14 protein-coding genes and 2 tRNA genes are annotated in these 16,353 nt (G+C 69.5%); 4 read left to right on the forward strand and 12 right to left on the reverse strand.

Annotated features, from left to right (window positions below; genetic code table 11):
• Positions 1–43: 43 nt before the first annotated feature.
• Positions 44–2,668 (reverse strand): valine--tRNA ligase, encoded by a 2,625-nt coding sequence (locus ACIQFU_RS00800; RefSeq protein ID WP_402547954.1) that lies wholly within the window; start codon positions 2,666–2,668, stop codon positions 44–46.
• Between the two features lie 138 nt (positions 2,669–2,806).
• On the opposite strand from ACIQFU_RS00800, the gene ACIQFU_RS00805 reads away from it, so the two are divergent.
• Positions 2,807–3,778, forward strand: a complete 972-nt coding sequence (locus ACIQFU_RS00805) for a hypothetical protein (protein ID WP_402547955.1) — start codon at positions 2,807–2,809, stop codon at positions 3,776–3,778.
• A 73-nt stretch (positions 3,779–3,851) separates the two neighbouring features.
• Here ACIQFU_RS00805 and clpX read toward each other — a convergent pair whose 3' ends face one another.
• The 5 genes from clpX to ACIQFU_RS00830 all read right to left on the reverse strand — a co-directional run bounded on the left by clpX (position 3,852) and on the right by ACIQFU_RS00830 (position 8,758).
• Complete coding sequence (gene clpX, locus ACIQFU_RS00810) at positions 3,852–5,138, reverse strand: ATP-dependent Clp protease ATP-binding subunit ClpX (RefSeq protein WP_164251065.1); 1,287 nt, start codon at positions 5,136–5,138, stop codon at positions 3,852–3,854.
• Between the two features lie 191 nt (positions 5,139–5,329).
• Entirely contained in the window at positions 5,330–6,043 is a 714-nt protein-coding gene (locus tag ACIQFU_RS00815; RefSeq protein ID WP_402547957.1) for an ATP-dependent Clp protease proteolytic subunit, read from the reverse strand.
• Positions 6,044–6,093: 50 nt separating this feature from the next.
• Entirely contained in the window at positions 6,094–6,699 is a 606-nt protein-coding gene (locus tag ACIQFU_RS00820; RefSeq protein ID WP_051005918.1) for an ATP-dependent Clp protease proteolytic subunit, read from the reverse strand.
• 360 nt (positions 6,700–7,059) lie between these two features.
• A complete protein-coding gene (tig, locus tag ACIQFU_RS00825; protein WP_402547959.1) occupies positions 7,060–8,466 on the reverse strand; it encodes a trigger factor in 1,407 nt (468 codons plus the stop codon).
• A gap of 215 nt (positions 8,467–8,681) precedes the next feature.
• A tRNA-Pro gene (locus tag ACIQFU_RS00830) sits at positions 8,682–8,758 on the reverse strand.
• 163 nt (positions 8,759–8,921) lie between these two features.
• Between ACIQFU_RS00830 and ACIQFU_RS00835 the strand changes: the two genes are divergently transcribed.
• Positions 8,922–8,995: transfer RNA gene (locus ACIQFU_RS00835), tRNA-Gly, on the forward strand.
• Positions 8,996–9,020: 25 nt separating this feature from the next.
• On the opposite strand, the gene ACIQFU_RS00840 is transcribed toward ACIQFU_RS00835, so the two are convergent.
• The 3 genes from ACIQFU_RS00840 to ACIQFU_RS00850 all read right to left on the reverse strand — a co-directional run bounded on the left by ACIQFU_RS00840 (position 9,021) and on the right by ACIQFU_RS00850 (position 10,355).
• On the reverse strand, positions 9,021–9,353 hold the full coding sequence (locus ACIQFU_RS00840) for a hypothetical protein (protein WP_402547961.1): 333 nt from the start codon (positions 9,351–9,353) through the stop codon (positions 9,021–9,023).
• An 84-nt stretch (positions 9,354–9,437) separates the two neighbouring features.
• Positions 9,438–9,899: a hypothetical protein gene (locus ACIQFU_RS00845; protein WP_402547962.1), complete on the reverse strand. Its 462-nt coding sequence runs from the start codon at positions 9,897–9,899 to the stop codon at positions 9,438–9,440.
• 261 nt (positions 9,900–10,160) lie between these two features.
• Entirely contained in the window at positions 10,161–10,355 is a 195-nt protein-coding gene (locus ACIQFU_RS00850) for a hypothetical protein (protein ID WP_402547964.1), read from the reverse strand.
• Positions 10,356–11,055: 700 nt separating this feature from the next.
• Between ACIQFU_RS00850 and ACIQFU_RS00855 the strand changes: the two genes are divergently transcribed.
• Positions 11,056–12,228, forward strand: coding sequence for an acyltransferase family protein (locus ACIQFU_RS00855; RefSeq protein ID WP_402547965.1), 1,173 nt, complete (start codon positions 11,056–11,058; stop codon positions 12,226–12,228).
• A 10-nt stretch (positions 12,229–12,238) separates the two neighbouring features.
• Here ACIQFU_RS00855 and ACIQFU_RS00860 read toward each other — a convergent pair whose 3' ends face one another.
• The gene (locus tag ACIQFU_RS00860) at positions 12,239–12,706 is read right to left on the reverse strand and encodes an HD domain-containing protein (RefSeq protein ID WP_402547967.1); all 468 of its coding nucleotides are present in this window, start codon (positions 12,704–12,706) and stop codon (positions 12,239–12,241) included.
• Between the two features lie 31 nt (positions 12,707–12,737).
• The gene (locus ACIQFU_RS00865; RefSeq protein WP_402547968.1) at positions 12,738–13,925 is read right to left on the reverse strand and encodes a PP2C family protein-serine/threonine phosphatase; all 1,188 of its coding nucleotides are present in this window, start codon (positions 13,923–13,925) and stop codon (positions 12,738–12,740) included.
• Positions 13,926–14,087: 162 nt separating this feature from the next.
• Here ACIQFU_RS00865 and ACIQFU_RS00870 point away from each other — a divergent pair, with 162 nt between their 5' ends.
• Positions 14,088–15,371: a GNAT family N-acetyltransferase gene (locus tag ACIQFU_RS00870; RefSeq protein WP_402547969.1), complete on the forward strand. Its 1,284-nt coding sequence runs from the start codon at positions 14,088–14,090 to the stop codon at positions 15,369–15,371.
• Positions 15,372–15,381: 10 nt separating this feature from the next.
• Here the strand turns inward: ACIQFU_RS00870 and ACIQFU_RS00875 are convergent, their stop codons facing one another.
• A complete protein-coding gene (locus ACIQFU_RS00875) occupies positions 15,382–16,200 on the reverse strand; it encodes an Fpg/Nei family DNA glycosylase (protein WP_402547971.1) in 819 nt (272 codons plus the stop codon).
• Between the last annotated feature and the right edge of the window lie 153 nt (positions 16,201–16,353).

Consider the following 16,353-nt stretch of genomic DNA (forward strand, 5'->3'; position numbering starts at 1 on the left):
CGGCGCAAGAATGCTCCGGGGACCTTCGTTGACGTATCGGCGGCTACGCCTCCGGCAGCCTTTCCAGCTGGGTGGCGATGCGGGTGATGTCCTCGTCCGCCTTGGCGAGGCGCCCCCGGATCTTGTCCACGACGTGATCCGGAGCCTTGGCGAGGAACGCCTCGTTGCCAAGCTTGGCGTTCGCCTGGGCCTTCTCCTTCTCCGCCGCTGCGAGATCCTTCGCCAGCCGCTTGCGCTCGGCGGCGAAGTCGATGACCCCGGAGAGGTCGAGGGCCACCTCGACGCCCGCGACCGGCAGCGTCGCCGTCGCGGCGAAACCGTCGCCCTCCGGCTGGAGCCGCAGCAGCTGCCGGACGGCCGCCTCGTGCGCCGCGAGCGCGCTGCCCGCGAGGGTCAGCCGGGCCGGAACCCGCTGGCCGGGCTGGAGCCCCTGGTCGGCACGGAAGCGCCGGACCTCGGTGATCACCGACTGGACGGTCCCGATCTCCCGCTCGGCGTCCGCGTCCCGGAAGCCCGAGTCCTGCGGCCACTCGGCGATGACGACCGACTCGCCACCGGTCAGCGTCGTCCACAGCGTCTCGGTGACGAAGGGCACGATCGGGTGCAGGAGACGCAGCGTCACGTCCAGGACCTCGCCCAGGACCCGCTTGGAGACCTCGGCGGCCTCGCCGCCCGCCTGGAAGGTGGTCTTGGACAGCTCGACGTACCAGTCGAAGACCTCGTCCCAGGCGAAGTGGAACAGGGCGTCGGAGAGCTTCGCGAACTGGTAGTCCTCGTAGTACGCGTCGACCTCGGCGACCACCGAGTTCAGCCGGGACAGGATCCACCGGTCGGTCGAGGACATCCTCGACGCGTCCGGCAGCGGGCCCTCGACCGTCGCGCCGTTCATCAGTGCGAAGCGCGTCGCGTTCCAGATCTTGTTGGCGAAGTTCCGGGATCCCTGGACCCAGTCCTCGCCGATCGGGACGTCGACGCCCGGGTTGGCGCCGCGCGCGAGGGTGAAGCGGAGGGCGTCCGAGCCGTACTTGTCCATCCAGTCCAGCGGGTTGACCACGTTCCCGAAGGACTTGGACATCTTCTTGCCGTTCTGGTCACGGACCATGCCGTGCAGGGCGATGGTGTGGAACGGCGGGGTCCCGTCCATCGCGTAGAGACCGAACATCATCATCCGGGCGACCCAGAAGAAGAGGATGTCGTAGCCGGTGACCAGGACGGAGTTCGGGTAGAACTTCGCGAGCGACTCGGTCTGCTCGGGCCAGCCGAGCGTGGAGAACGGCCACAGGCCGGAGGAGAACCAGGTGTCCAGGACGTCGGAGTCCTGGTACCAGCCCTCGCCGCTGGGCGGCTCCTCGTCGGGGCCGACGCAGACGACCTCGCCCTCGGGGCCGTACCAGACGGGGATGCGGTGGCCCCACCAGAGCTGACGCGAGATGCACCAGTCGTGGAGGTTGTCGACCCAGTCGAAGTACCGCTTCTCCATCTCCTGCGGGTGGATCTTGACCCTGCCGTCGCGGACCGCGTCACCGGCGGCCTTGGCCAGCGGGCCGACCTTGACCCACCACTGCATGGACAGGCGCGGCTCGACGGTGGTCTTGCAGCGCGAGCAGTGGCCGACGCTGTGGACGTAGGGCCGCTTCTCGGCGACGATCCGGCCCTCGGCGCGCAGCGCGGCGACGATGGCGGAGCGGGCCTCCAAGCGGTCCAGGCCCTGGAAGGGGCCGTGGGCGGTGATGACGGCGTGCTCGTCCATGACCGCGATGGCGGGCAGGTCGTGGCGCCGGCCGATCTCGAAGTCGTTCGGGTCGTGGGCCGGGGTGACCTTGACGGCACCCGTACCGAACTCGGGGTCGACGTGCTCGTCGGCGACGACCGGGATGGAGCGGTCGGTCAGCGGCAGCTTGATCAGCTTGCCGACCAGGTGCTTGTAGCGCTCGTCCTCGGGGTGGACGGCGACGGCGGTGTCGCCGAGCATCGTCTCCGCGCGGGTGGTGGCGACGACGATGGTCTCGTCACCCTCCCCGTACTTCATGGAGACCAGCTCGCCGTCGTCGTCCTGGTACTCGACCTCGATGTCGGAGATCGCGGTCAGGCAGCGCGGACACCAGTTGATGATGCGCTCGGCGCGGTAGATCAGCTCGTCGTCGTAGAGCCGCTTGAAGATGGTCTGGACGGCCTGGGAGAGGCCCTCGTCCATCGTGAAGCGCTCACGGGACCAGGCGACGCCGTCGCCGAGGCGGCGCATCTGGCCGGAAATCTGCCCGCCGGACTCGCTCTTCCACTGCCAGACGCGCTCGACGAAGGCCTCCCGGCCCAGGTCGTGCCGGGACTTGCCCTCCTTGCCCAGCTCGCGCTCGAGGACGTTCTGCGTGGCGATGCCGGCGTGGTCCATGCCGGGCTGCCACAGCGTCTCGTGGCCCTGCATGCGCTTGCGGCGGGTGAGGGCGTCGATGAGCGTGTGCTCGAAGGCGTGCCCGAGGTGCAGGCTGCCCGTGACGTTCGGCGGGGGGATGACGACGGTGTACGGCGGCTTGTCGCTCTTCGCGTCGGCCTCGAAGTAACCCCGTTCCACCCAGCGCTCGTACAGCTGCCCCTCTACCTCGGCCGGCGCGTACTGGGTCGGCAGTTCGGTGGTGGGTGCGGGCTGCGGCTGCTGAGAGTTCTCGGTCACGGGGGTCAGTTTAAGGGCGTCACGGCCCTGTCCCGAAACGCCTTTCCTTTGTAACGGTGCGCCCCCCGGTGACCTGCGCACGCCAGGCCTGAGTCAGGATGTCAGAACCACGTAAAGCATCTGAGGGGGAACCCAGGAATGAGTCACAACCAGCCGGGCCCGTACGGCGGGCAGCCCCAGCAGCCCGGACCGTACGGCCAGCCGGGCCCGTACGGCCAGCAGCCGCCGCAGGCTCCCCAGCCCGGCTACGGCTACCCCCAGCAGACGCCTCCCCCGCAGCAGCCGGGCTACGGCTACCCGCAGCAGCCCCAGCAGGGCGGCGTCCCGCCGCAGACACCGCCGTACGGCCAGCAGCCCCCGTACGGCCAGCAGCCGCCCTACGGCCAGCAGCCCTACGGCATGCCCCAGCCCCCGGCGCCGGGCGGCGGGAAGAAGAAGACCGGCCTCATCATCGGCGCGGTCGCCGTCGTGGCGGCGATCGGTGTGGGCGCGTACTTCGTGTTCGGCGGCGGCGGAAGCGGCGGCGGCTCGGACATCGCCGACGACGGCCCGCACAAGCTGACGACTCCGGCGAAGGTGCTCGGGGAGTACGACAAGGGCGAGGGCGACAGCGGCTCCATGGACGCCGCCGACCTGAAGGACGCCGAGTCGTGGGGGATCAAGGACCCCAAGGACGTGAGCGCCTCCTACGCGGCGAAGAACGAGGAGAACCCGCTCGCCAGCAAGCAGCTCATGTTCGGCGGCGTGTACGGCACCATCGACGACCCCGAGAAGGCCGTCGACGCGATGTTCGCCAACATGAAGAAGGAGAGCCAGGAGGGCGGCAGCGACGAGGACGTCACCCTGCAGGGCGAGCCGAAGGAGTACAAGCCCGACTCGCTCGACGGCGCCATCATCAAGTGCCAGGACGCCAAGGTCGACAACTCGGACGGCGGAGCGAACGAGCCGAAGTCGATGACCATCACGTACTGCGTGTGGGGTGACCACAGCACGCTCGGCTTCGTGATGCCGATGAGCCTCCTGGACATCGCGGCCGGCAAGAAGAGCGACCCCGCCGAGGCGGCCGAGATCACCGCCAAGCTCCGCAAGGAGGTTCGCGTCAAGGCCTGACGCGGACGCGTGACGCACGTGTAAGGGGCCCGGTCGAGTGACCGGGCCCCTTCCACGTGTGCGTACGGTGCGGCTACGCCGTCTTCTGCTCGCCGGAGCCCCGCCCCCGCGAATCCCGCGGGATGAGCGTCGGGTTGACGTTGGAGAGGACCACGTCGGCGGTGATGACGACCCGGGCCACGTCCTTGCGGGACGGGACCTCGTACATGACGCCCTGGAGGACTTCCTCCATGATGGCGCGCAGGCCGCGGGCGCCGGTCTGGCGGAGGATGGCCTGGTCGGCGATGGCCTCCAGGGCCTCGCGCTCGAAGTCCAGCTCCACGCCGTCGAGTTCGAAGAGGCGCTCGTACTGCTTGACGAGTGCGTTGCGCGGCTCGACCAGGATCTGGAGGAGCGCCTCGCGGTCGAGGTTGTGGACCGAGGTGATGACGGGCAGCCGGCCGATGAACTCGGGGATCATGCCGAACTTGACCAGGTCCTCCGGCATGACCTGCTCGAACTGGTCCTTGGACTCGATCTCCCGCTTGGAGCGGATCGTCGCGCCGAAACCGATGCCCTTGGCGCCGGCCCGGCCCTCGATGATCTTCTCCAGGCCCGAGAAGGCGCCGCCCACGATGAACAGGACGTTCGTCGTGTCGATCTGGATGAACTCCTGGTGCGGGTGCTTGCGCCCGCCTTGCGGCGGCACGGAGGCCGTGGTGCCCTCGAGGATCTTCAGCAGGGCCTGCTGGACGCCCTCGCCCGACACGTCGCGGGTGATGGAGGGGTTTTCACTCTTCCGCGCGACCTTGTCGATCTCGTCGATGTAGATGATCCCGGTCTCGGCCTTCTTGACGTCGTAGTCCGCGGCCTGGATCAGCTTCAGCAGGATGTTCTCGACGTCCTCGCCGACGTATCCCGCCTCGGTGAGCGCCGTGGCGTCGGCGATCGCGAACGGGACGTTCAGCATGCGGGCGAGGGTCTGGGCGAGGAGGGTCTTGCCGGAGCCCGTGGGGCCCAGCAGGAGGATGTTGGACTTCGCCAACTCGATGGCGTCCTCGCGCCCTTGGGCGCCGCCGTTCTCGCCGGCCTGGACCCGCTTGTAGTGGTTGTACACCGCGACGGAGAGGGCCTTCTTGGCCGCCTCCTGGCCGACCACGTAGCTCTCGAGGAACTCGTAGATCTCGCGGGGCTTCGGGAGTTCCTCCCAGCGGACCTCGCTGGTCTCCGCCAGCTCTTCCTCGATGATCTCGTTGCAGAGGTCGATGCACTCGTCGCAGATGTACACACCGGGCCCTGCGATGAGCTTCTTGACCTGCTTCTGGCTCTTGCCGCAGAACGAGCACTTGAGCAGATCGCCGCCGTCACCGATGCGTGCCACGGTGTGCTTCCCCTTCGCCTGGGAGACTCCTGGACGTCGACGTCGCGTCAACGCGCAGCGGACTCCTGGTGCTGCCTTATGTCCGACGGTACCTTGCCGGGCCCCTCGTCCGGGCCCCCCTTGGCACGGTTCCCTTTGACGTGAATCGCGTCAAACCGTGCCAAGGAGCGGCAGACGATACAGCCTCCCGCCTAGCGGAGAGAGGAGTTGTCCATCTTCCGGGTGGTGATGATCTGGTCGATCAGGCCGTAGGCCAGCGTGTCCTCGGCCGTGAGGATCTTGTCGCGCTCGATGTCCTCGCGGATCTTCTCGACCGGCGTGGTGGAGTGCTTGGCCAGCATCTCCTCCAGCTGCGAGCGCATCCGCAGGATCTCGTTGGCGGCGATCTCCAGGTCGGAGACCTGGCCGCGGCCGGTCTCGCTGTACGGCTGGTGGATCAGGACACGGGCGTTCGGCAGCGCCATGCGCTTGCCCGGCGTGCCGGCGGCCAGCAGGACGGCGGCGGCGGAGGCGGCCTGGCCCATGCACACCGTCTGGATGTCCGGCTTCACGTACTGCATCGTGTCGTAGATGGCCGTGAGCGCGGTGAAGGAGCCGCCGGGGCTGTTGATGTAGATCGAGATGTCCCGGTCGGGGTCCATCGACTCCAGGCACAGCAACTGCGCCATGACGTCGTTGGCGGAGGCGTCGTCGATCTGGACGCCGAGGAAGATCACGCGCTCCTCGAAGAGCTTCGCGTACGGGTCGTACTCGCGCACGCCCTGCGAGGTGCGCTCGACGAAGCGCGGGATGACGTAGCGGGACTCGGCCTGCGGGCCGGTGTAGCGGCCCTGGGAGGCGGCGGCGCGCATGTCCTGCGTGGCCTGCATGCGGTCGTACAGGCCGCTGCCGGGGAAGTCGTTCACAGTGTCTCCTGTAAAGGGGCTGAGGCGGTCGGCTCGGGGCGGAGGATGGCTCAGGCGCCCGTGCCACCGCCGCCCGGCATGCCGGCGGCCGTGGGGATGACGTCGTCGATGAGGCCGTACTCCTTGGCCTCGAACGCGTCGAACCAGCGGTCGCGGTCCGAGTCGCGGGTGATCTGCTCGACCGTCTGGCCGGTGTGCTGAGAGGTGAGCTCCGCCATGCGCTTCTTGGTGTGCAGCAGCCGCTCGGCGTGGATCTTGATGTCCGAGGCCGAACCGGCGAGGCCGGCGGAGGGCTGGTGGATGAGGATCTCGGCGTTCGGCAGCGCGAAGCGCTTGCCGGGGGTGCCCGCGCTGAGCAGGAACTGTCCCATGGAGGCCGCGAGACCCATCGCGATCGTCACCACGTCGTTCTTGATGAACTGCATGGTGTCGTAGATCGCCATACCGGCCGTGATCGAACCGCCCGGGCTGTTGATGTACAGGAAGATGTCCTTGTCCGGGTCGGCGGCAAGGAGCAGCAGCTGCGCGGTGATCTTGTTGGCGATGTCGTCGTCGACCGGCTGGCCGAGGAAGATGATCCGCTCGCCGAGCAGTCGGTTGTAGACCTGGTCGCCGAGGCCGCCACCGATGGAGGGCTCGCCGGCGGCTGAGGGCATCAGATTCGTCACGTATCCACCTGCTCGTCTTACGACGGCGCCGGGCCGTCTCACGTTTCCCTGCGGGGCTGGAGCCGCTTTCGGGGACTCCCCTGCCCTCGTATTCATGGACCCTAACGCGGTGACCCTCCGGTGCCATCCCGGTTCTGCGGGTGTTCGCCGGGGGCGTAGCGGTACGCGGGGGGTGCGGATGCGGGATCTCGCCGCTGGGGTGCGAGCTCGTCGCCGGGTGCGGGTCCATTGTGGTTGATCGCGCCGTTCCCCGCGCCCCTGGCGGTGCTGACCGACCGTATGCGGAACGGGCCCCGGCACTGATGTGTCGGGGCCCGTTCTGCGTCCGTCTGGGGAGACGCGAGGGGATCAGCCCTCGGTCTTCTCCTCGGCCTTGTCGTCGGCCTGCCCGGCGTCGGTGGACTCGGTGGCGGCGGCCTCGGGGGCCTCCGTCTCCTCGTCCTCCTCGTCGTCCAGGTCGACGACCTCGCCGTTGGTGTCCTTGACCGTGGCCTTCTCGACCACGGAGGCCAGGGCCTTGCCGCGGGCGACCTCACCGACGAGGAGCGGGACCTGGCCCTGCTCGACGACGGCCTGGGCGAACTGGTCGGGGGACATGCCGGAGGAGGCGGCGCGGCGCATGAGGTGCTCGGTCAGCTCTTCCTGGCTGACGTTGTGCTTCTCCTGCTTGACCAGCTCGTCGAGGACGAACTGCGTCTTGATGCCCTTGACCGCGGCCTCGCGGGTCTCGGTCTCGAACTCCTCGGCGGTCTTGCCCTGGAGCTCGAGGTACTTCTCCAGGTCGAGACCCATCTGGCCGAGCTGGTGGTGCTCGAGGTTGTGCTTGCGGGTGTTGATCTCGTCCTCGAGGAGCTTCTCGGGGACCGGGACCTCGACCAGCTCGAGCAGCTTGTCCAGGACGCGCTCCTGGGCCTGCGTGGCCTGGTCGTACTGCTTCATGTTGGCGAGGCGCTTGCGGCTGTCGGCCTGCAGCTCCTCCAGGGTGTCGAACTCCGACGCGAGCTGCGCGAAGTCGTCGTCCAGCTCGGGCAGCTCGCGCGCGGCGACCTGGGTGACCTTGACGGTGACCTCGGCCTCCTTGCCGGCCGCCGAGCCGCCCTTGAGCTCGGAGGTGAAGGTGGCCTCGCCACCGGCCTCCAGGCCCTTCACGGCGTCGTCGATGCCGTCCAGCAGCTCGCCGGAGCCGATGGTGTAGGAGACGCCGTCGGCGACCCCGTCCTCGAGGACCTCGCCGTCGACCTTGGCCTGCAGGTCGATGGTGAGCACGTCGCCCTCCGCGGCGGCGCGCTCGACCGGGGAGGTCGAGGCGAAGCGCTCACGCAGCTGCTCCACGGACTTCTCGACGTCCTCGTCGGTGACCTCGACGGCGTCGACCTCGACCTCGATGCCGGAGTAGTCCGGGATCTCGATGGCCGGGCGGATGTCGACCTCGGCGGTGAAGTTCAGCGTCTCGCCGTCCTTCAGCTCCGTGATGTCGACCTCGGGCTGGCCGAGCGGGTTCAGCTCGGCCTCGTTGACCGCGTCGGTGTAGAACTTGGGAAGCGCGTCGTTGACCGCCTCCTCCAGAACCGCACCGCGGCCGAACCGCTGGTCGATGACCCGGGCCGGGATCTTGCCCTTGCGGAAGCCCTTCACCGTGACCTGCTGGTTGATCTTCTTGTACGCCGCGTCGAGGCTGTCCTTGAGCTCCTCGAAGGGCACCTCGACAGTGAGCCGAACCCGGGTCGGGTTCAGGGTCTCCACGGCGCTCTTCACGGTTCGGTCTCCTTGGTGGCTGACTTCTTGGGTTCTGCCGGAACCAGAGAGTGTCCGGCAAATTTCGCCGCCCGGAGACTTCATACGCTGAGACACACGGGCGTGCAGCTTGCATAGTAACGGCAGCGACTACACGGCCCAAAAGGCGATCACTCGTACTCGCCGAGGAGGCCGGAGCGACCGACGGACGGCTCGGCGGACGGATCGACGGATGCTGGTCGGGGTGGCGGGATTTGAACCCACGGCCTTCCGCTCCCAAAGCGGACGCGCTACCAAGCTGCGCCACACCCCGTCTGGTGCGACACGTAGGGTACATGCCGCCAGGCACCGGGGGCCGCAGAGTTTCCCGAGCGTCCGTGAAGGTCCGGCGCGGACCGGAAGGGGTGTGCGGCGAGGGGCGGCGACCCGCTACGATGCGTGCAGTGCCGCGGTCACCGACCTGCGGCGCGTGCCGTGCGGGCGTAGCTCAATGGTAGAGCCCCAGTCTTCCAAACTGGCTACGCGGGTTCGATTCCCGTCGCCCGCTCCAAACGACTCAGGGCCAGGTCAGAGGATCATTCCTCCGCCTGGCCCTGAGCGCTTTCCGGGGCTCCGATCAGCCGGTCGTGTCCCTTGCGTGCCCCTTGGCCTTTCGATCTTTTGATGTCGGCAAGAGTGCACGTGGTGCGCCACAGCTGGTTGAAGTGGTGCCGGCGAGGAGTGGCACCCTTTGCGCCGATGAACACACGACCGTCCGCACCCGGCTCCGCGTACTGCTTCAGGTGCTCGCGGATGTCCGGGACGATGGCCGTGGGGATGGACACCGTGCGTTTGCCCGCCACACTTGTGGCCGCTTTGATCTCCCGTTGGCCATTGTTGAGTTTGGCGACCGACGGGCGGACGCGCACGGCTCCGTGGTCTGGGTCGTCTCCCGGCGGTGCAAGCCGATCAGTTCACCCCAGCGAAGACCAGGGCTCGCTTCGCTCGGACGTCTACTTGGCCCGCCGGAAGCCGTCAGCCCCAAGCCCTTCCCATTCGACGGTCATGGACTTTTCCGACAGCCCATAGACTCGTCCCACAGACCGGTCAGCGTTGCCGTCATCGCACTTCAGCCTGATGACGTGCACGCCATCTTCCTTGGCCACCTTGCCCTGACAGTAGCGGTCGCTCACCAGTTCGACCTTCACACCCTTGATGCGAAGCACGAACAACCCGCCGGGCCCAGAGGGCGTAGTAGCGGACTCGGAACCCCAAGTACCGGTGAGTGTGGCGTCAACCTCATCGGGAGCGCCCTCGGTACTGGGCGTGCCGACACCTCCACGAGCGCTCGCTGTTGGCGTCGGGGAGAGAGCCGGCGACGAGGAGGACTTCGCCCCCTCAGAATCAGTGCCGCACCCTGCCAACGCGACGACGGCCGCCACGATCACAGCGCCCTTGCACACCTGCTTGATCACGTCACCCCTCCAGAGGACCAGCCCCTAAGCCGAAACGCCAAGATGGTTACGCCGGTCAGAGCGCGCTGAGATTATCAACGCACCGCGTGGCCCTACATGGCCGGGCAGCGAAGGCACGTACCCCCGGCGCCTGATCGATGGGCGACCGGCAGGGAACAGCGGTGAGTAGCGGTGAGCATCACAAGACCGATCCGCGCACGCGATCTTCCAGACTGGCTACGGGGGTTCGATTCTCGCCGCCCGCTTCGTGCGTGCCGGGGCCTAGAACCGGATCGAGTTGACCATGTCGGCTATCGAGTCCAGGAAGCGCTGGATGTCGTCGGCCATGCCGGTGGAGGCAAGGAAGAAGCCGAAGAGGACCGCGACGATCGCCGGCCCCGCCTTGATGGAGCCTCCCCGCAGCAGCACCACCAGGATGATCGCCAACAGCAGCACCACTGACAGCGAAATGGCCACAACAGATCACACCCTCGGTCGGTCCGCTCTCCCGGCCCGGAGGTGCGGCACCGCACACCCCCGCCAGAACCATCGTGCCACCAACCGGGCCCGGTCATGCGGCAGGTGACACATCGTCCGGCCGGTTCCGGCGTCTGCACACTCCCCCGCGCACGCGGGCGCACCCGGCGTCCATACTCCGTACAGAATTTCGAAAGGCCGCCCGTACGGGGAATTCCGGCCGCTTCGTTTCAATGCCCACACAACGCGTTCGCAGATAATTCGAATTGTCGCCGGGCACACATCGGCAGAGACGTCGGGGAGTGCGCCGACAGGGTTGTCACAGGGAGATCACAGGATCACCCACCGGCCCCGTAAGCATATTGAAGCGGACATTCCAGCGGAGTCGCCCGCCGGCCTTATGCGGTCTTTAGTCGTGATGTGTCATGACAAGTAGGGTGCTCCAGACACCGCTCCGGCGTGCGCCGACATCAGGGATGTGGGAGCCGTCACGCGTCCGCAGAGGCCGAGTTCCCCGATTACGGGGGTACTCGCACGGTACTCACACCGTACTCAAGACCCGAAATACAGGAATGACGTCGAGGGTTTTACGGAAAGACACGGAGAACGCTAGGGTGCCTCAGATGTTCTACGCTGCCTCGTCCCCCACCAGAGCAGCGAGGTCCTGTGACCACTCGCCGGGTTTTCGGCGGGGGGTTGCATGACTAGCTCGCTGCGATCCGACGGCGACCGGAAGTCGTCGTCCCCGCGCGCCCGGCCGAGCAGGCAGCGCGACGCGTTCTTCGACAACGCCAAGTACCTGGCGATCGTGCTCGTCGGCGTGGGCCACGCCTGGGGACAGATCCTGGACGGGAACCGGACCGTGGAGACCCTCTACCGGGTCCTGTACACGTTCCACATGCCGGCGTTCATCGTCATCTCCGGCTACTTCTCGCGCAGTTTCGACCTGAGCCCCAAGCGCGTCAAGCGGCTGATCACCGGTGTCGCCGTCCCGTACCTCGTCTTCGAGGTCGCCTACACGCTGCACCGCCGCGCCAGCGAGGACCCGCAGAGCGACTTCAGCCTGCTGGACCCGACCTACCTCCTGTGGTTCCTGTGCGCGCTGTTCGTCTGGCGGCTGACCACCCCCATCTGGCAGACAGTCCGCTGGCCGCTCCCGATCGCCCTCGGCATCGCCGCGCTGGCCTCCGTGACACCCACCGTCGGCAACGACCTGAACATGCAGCGCGTGCTGCAGTTCCTGCCGTGCTTCGTGCTGGGCCTGGTGCTGCGCCCCGAACACTTCCAGCTGGTACGGCGCCGCTCGGTGCGGATCTGGTCCGTGCCGGTGGTCGCGGCGGCGCTGGTGATCGGCTGGTGGTCGGTGCCGCGCATGGAGACCGGCTGGTTCTACCGCAACGCCGCCGTGCAGGACACGGGCGGCCCCTGGTGGTCCGGGCCGGTGCTGACGCTCGCGCTCTTCGGCTGCTCCGTGGTGCTGACCGCGTGCTTCTTCGCCTGGGTGCCCGGCCGCCGCATGTGGTTCACGGCCCTGGGCGCCGGCACGATCTACGGCTACCTGCTGCACGGCTTCCTGGTGAAGGAGGGCAGCTACACCGGCTGGTTCCAGAACTCCTTCCTGGACGAGCCCCTGGGCGAGATCGGGCTCACCGTCCTCGGAGCCACCGCCATCACCCTCCTGTGCACCAAGCCCGTCCAGCGGGTCATGCGGTACGTGGTCGAGCCCAGGATGGACTGGGCCTTCAAGCGGGATCCCGGCGACGCCGCCCGGGGCCGGGAGAAGCGGAACGACGACAAGGCCGGGGGCGAGGCACGCGAGACGTCCACCGCGCCCGCCGCGCCGAACGGCAGCGGCGAGAAGGTCTCCGTCTAGAACCGGTGGGTCACCCCTGACCGAGAAGTGCGCGCATCCGCGCGTACTTCTCGGTCAGTCGTGTGCGGGTGGCGCCGTCGAGGACGGCGAGCCGCGCGGGGTCGGCGTTGTGCGCCAGGTCCGCCTCCTTGACCAGGGACGCGCCGGAGGTGGCGAGGATCCGTGCGGCGTACGCCTCGGGCGGCTCCCCCGCCCGTTTGGTGAGGGCCAGGACGATGTCCTTGGTGCGGCGGCTCAGCGGCGCCTCGTCCAGCCACCGCTCGGTCAGCGCGTCGTCCTCGACGGCGTCGTGCAGCCAGGCGGCCGCGACCTGCTCGTCGTCGCCGCCGCGTTGCCGTACGCCCTCGGCGACGGCCCGCAGGTGTTCTGCGTACGGCCGGCCCGCCTTGTCGGTCTGTCCGGCGTGGGCGGCGCGTGCGGTGGCCTCGACCTCGGCCAGGGTGAGCGGCCGGGCGGGCGAACCGTTGTCCTGGGGCATGGATCCAGTATGTCGGTGCGGGCGCGGGCGCTCAGCCGGCCGGCGTCGCGGACTGGGCCGTCGGGCCCTCCCGGCAGATCAGCAGCAGCGCCCGGTCGTCGTTGACGTCCTTGGCCACCGCCTCGATCAGGTGCCAGGCCGCGCCGTGGAAGCCGCCCGCGACATAGCGGTCGGCCTCGCCGGTGAGGCGGTCGATGCCCTCGGCGATGTCCCGGTCCGAGGTCTCCACCAGGCCGTCCGTGAACAGCATCAGCACGTCTCCGGGACGCAGGGTGCCCTTCACCTGGTCGAACTGCGCACCGTCGTACACGCCGAGCAGCGGCCCCTCGGCCGACTTCTCCTCCCAGCGGCCCGTGCCCGCGCTGAGCTGGAGGCCCGGCGGATGTCCGGCGGAGTACAGCTCGTAGTCGCCGGAGTCGAGGTCCAGGACGAGGTGGATGGAGGTGGCGAAGCCCTCGTCCCAGTCCTGGCGGAGCAGGTAGCCGTTGGCCGCCGGCAGGAAGGCGTGCGGGGGCAGGCTGCCCAGCAGACCGCCGAAGGCGCCCGACAGCAGCAGGGCGCGCGAGGCCGCGTCCATGCCCTTGCCGGAGACGTCGGTGAGGACAACCTCCAGGGTCCGGCCGCCGTTGGTGCGGGCCGCGACGACGAAGTCGCCGGAGAAGGACTGGCCGCCGGCCGGGCGCAGCGCCATCTCCCGGTGCCAGCCCTTGGGCAGTTGGGGCAGCTTGCTCTGGACGCGGATGCGTTCGCGCAGGTCGAAGAGCATGGTGCCGCCGCGCCGCCAGGGCACGCCGACCCGGCTGCGGAACTGGGCGACGAGCAGTCCGAAGAAGCCGCAGGCCGCGACCACCAGGACCACACCGGGGGTGACCCGGGAGGGGCCCTCGGTGTACGGGCCGAGCTGCACCGACTCCACGATCAGCGCGGTGGCCGCCGCCGCGTACAGGCCGAGCAGGCTCGCCGGGCGCAGCAGCAGGCCGCCCGCGACGATCGGGATGACCAGCGCGGAGGGCGAGCACCACACGGAGTTGGCCATCGTGGTGGCCGCGATGACGGGGATCGTCAGCAGCAGTCCGGCGAGCGCGATCCAGTCCGAGCCGTCACCGCGGAAGTAGTCGACGGCGGCTCGGCGCACGCCGACGCGGGCCCGGTGCCACTGCTTCTTCCACCGGGCCGTGAACGTCTCGGCCGCCGCGCGCCGCTGTCGTCCTGCTGCCATTAGTTCGGGACCCTATCCATCGGACCGGCCGCTTGGCACGGGAGGTCCCACTTGTCCCCCGTCCGGGGCCGGACTTCACAGTCAACTTCACGAACGGCCTTCGCGCCGCAACCCCACGGAAATTGTCTCGCCCGCCCCCTGGGGTCCTGGTACGCATGCCGCATGGAACGATCCACGGATGATGACGGCGGCGACGGCATGACGACGACGGCGGAGCCGAGGGTGCTGCGGCACGAGGAGTGGGACAGGTGGTACGGCACGCTGATCCGTGCCTTCGGCGGGATTCCGGGGCCGGCCGAGGAGTTGGCGCTGTTCCGGGAACTGACGCAGGTCGACCGGTCGATCGGCGTGTGGGAGGGCTCCGGGAGGGGCGAGGAGTGCGTCGGTACGGCGGGGGCGTTCGCCTTCCGGATGACCGTGCCGGGCGGTGCGCCGGTGCCCGCCGCGGGCGTGACGATGGTGAGCGTCGCCGCCACGCACCGGCGCCGGGGCGTGCTGACGTCGATGATGCGGCGGCAGTTGGACGACGTACGGTCCTGGGGCGAGCCGCTGGCCGTGCTGACGGCCTCCGAGCCGGGGATCTACGGCCGGTTCGGCTACGGCGCCGCGACCTTCGAGCTCGGCGCGGAGATCGACACCGGCCGGGTCCGGCTGTCGGTGCCGCCCGGCACGGATGACGTACGGGTGCGGTACGCGGCGCCCGCCGACGTACTCGACGCGTGCGAGGCGGTGTACGCGCGACTGGTGCCGGCCCGGCCGGGGATGCTGGCCCGGCGGCCCGGCTGGGAGCGGATGGCGCTGCTCGACCCGGAGAGCGCGCGGGACGGTGCCTCGCCCCTGCAGTGTGTGCTCGCCCGGCGGGGCGGCGAGGTCACCGGGTACGCGCGGTTCCGGGTGCGGCCGGCCTGGGGGCCGGAGGGTCCCGGGGGCACGGTGGTCCTGGACGCCCTGGCCGGCCTGGACCCGGCGAGCGAGGCGGCGTTGTGGCGCTTCCTGTACGACGTCGACCTGACCTCCGCGCTCGCGGTGCGGGGGCGGCCGGTCGACGAGGCGTGGCAGTACCAGGTGTCGGACATCCGGCGGTGCCGGCCGACGCTGCGGGACGCGTTGTACGTACGGCTGGTGGACGTGGGGGCGGCGCTGGCCGCGCGGACCTACCGGGTGCCGGTGGACGTGGTGTTCGAGGTCGAGGACGCCTTCTGCCCCTGGAACGAGGGGCGTTGGCGGCTGAGCGGCGACCCGAAGGGGGCGTCCTGCGAGCGTACGGCGGACGCCGCCGATCTCGTCCTGTCGGTAAGGGAGTTGGGGGCGGCGTACCTCGGGGGCGTGAGCCTCGGTTCGCTCGGTGCGGCGGGGCGGGTGCGCGAGGTGCGGGCCGGGGCGCTGGCGGAGGCGTCGGTGGGGTTCGGGTCGGACGTGGCGCCGTGGCTGCCGCACGGGTTCTGAGCGCGGTCTCCTAGCGCTTCTGGCAGGTGGGGCACCAGAAGAGGTTGCGGGCGGCGAGCTCGGCGGTGCGGACCGGGCTGCCGCAGAGGTGGCAGGGCTGGTTGGCCCGGCGGTAGACGTAGACCTCGCCGCCGTGGTCGTCGACGCGGGGCGGGCGGCCCATCGCCTCGGGGGTGTGCTCGGGGCGGACGGTGTCGATGCGGTTGTTGCGTACGCCCTCGCGCATGAGGCCGGTGAGGTCCTGCCAGATCGCGTCCCACTCGGCGGGGGTGATGTCCTTGCCGGGGCGGTACGGGTCGATGCCGTGGCGGAAGAGGACCTCGGCGCGGTAGACGTTGCCGACGCCGGCGACGACCTTCTGGTCCATGAGCAGGGCGGCGACGGTGGTGCGGCTGCGGGAGATCCGGCGGTAGGCCGCCGCGGGGTCGGCGTCCGGACGCAGCGGGTCGGGGCCGAGGCGGTCGTGTATCGCCTGCTTCTCCGGGTCGGTGATCAGCGCGCAGGTGGTGGGGCCGCGGAGGTCGACGTACGCGGTGTCGTTGACGAGGCGCAGGCGGACGGTGTCCGTGGGCGGGGGCGCGGGGGCGGGGCCGAAGGCGACCTTGCCGAAGAGGCCGAGGTGGATGTGGACCCAGTGGGGGTCGTCGGCCGCGCCGAAGCCGAGGAAGAGGTGCTTGCCGTGGGCGACGGCGGTGGTCAGGACGGTGCCGTCGAGGAGGGCGGCGGAGTCGGTGAACTTGCCCTGGGGGCTGGTGACGCGGACTGCCGTCCCGGCGAAGGCTGCGGTGTGGTCCCGGGCCAGCCGGTGGATCGTGTGGCCCTCTGGCACGTGCGGTGTCCTTTCGCGTTCTCGCCCTCGGTGCCGCTTCGCGGGGGTTGCCCTGCTCTCTTCGCCTGCCCGCCCACCCGACTCGGTGGGCCGGGGAGGCGCCGCTCTTCCCCGGGCTCCGCCCCGGACCCGGCGGGACCCGTGCCGCCTCCG

Source organism: Streptomyces sp. NPDC093065 (assembly GCF_044754585.1).
Lineage (GTDB): Bacteria > Actinomycetota > Actinomycetes > Streptomycetales > Streptomycetaceae > Streptomyces.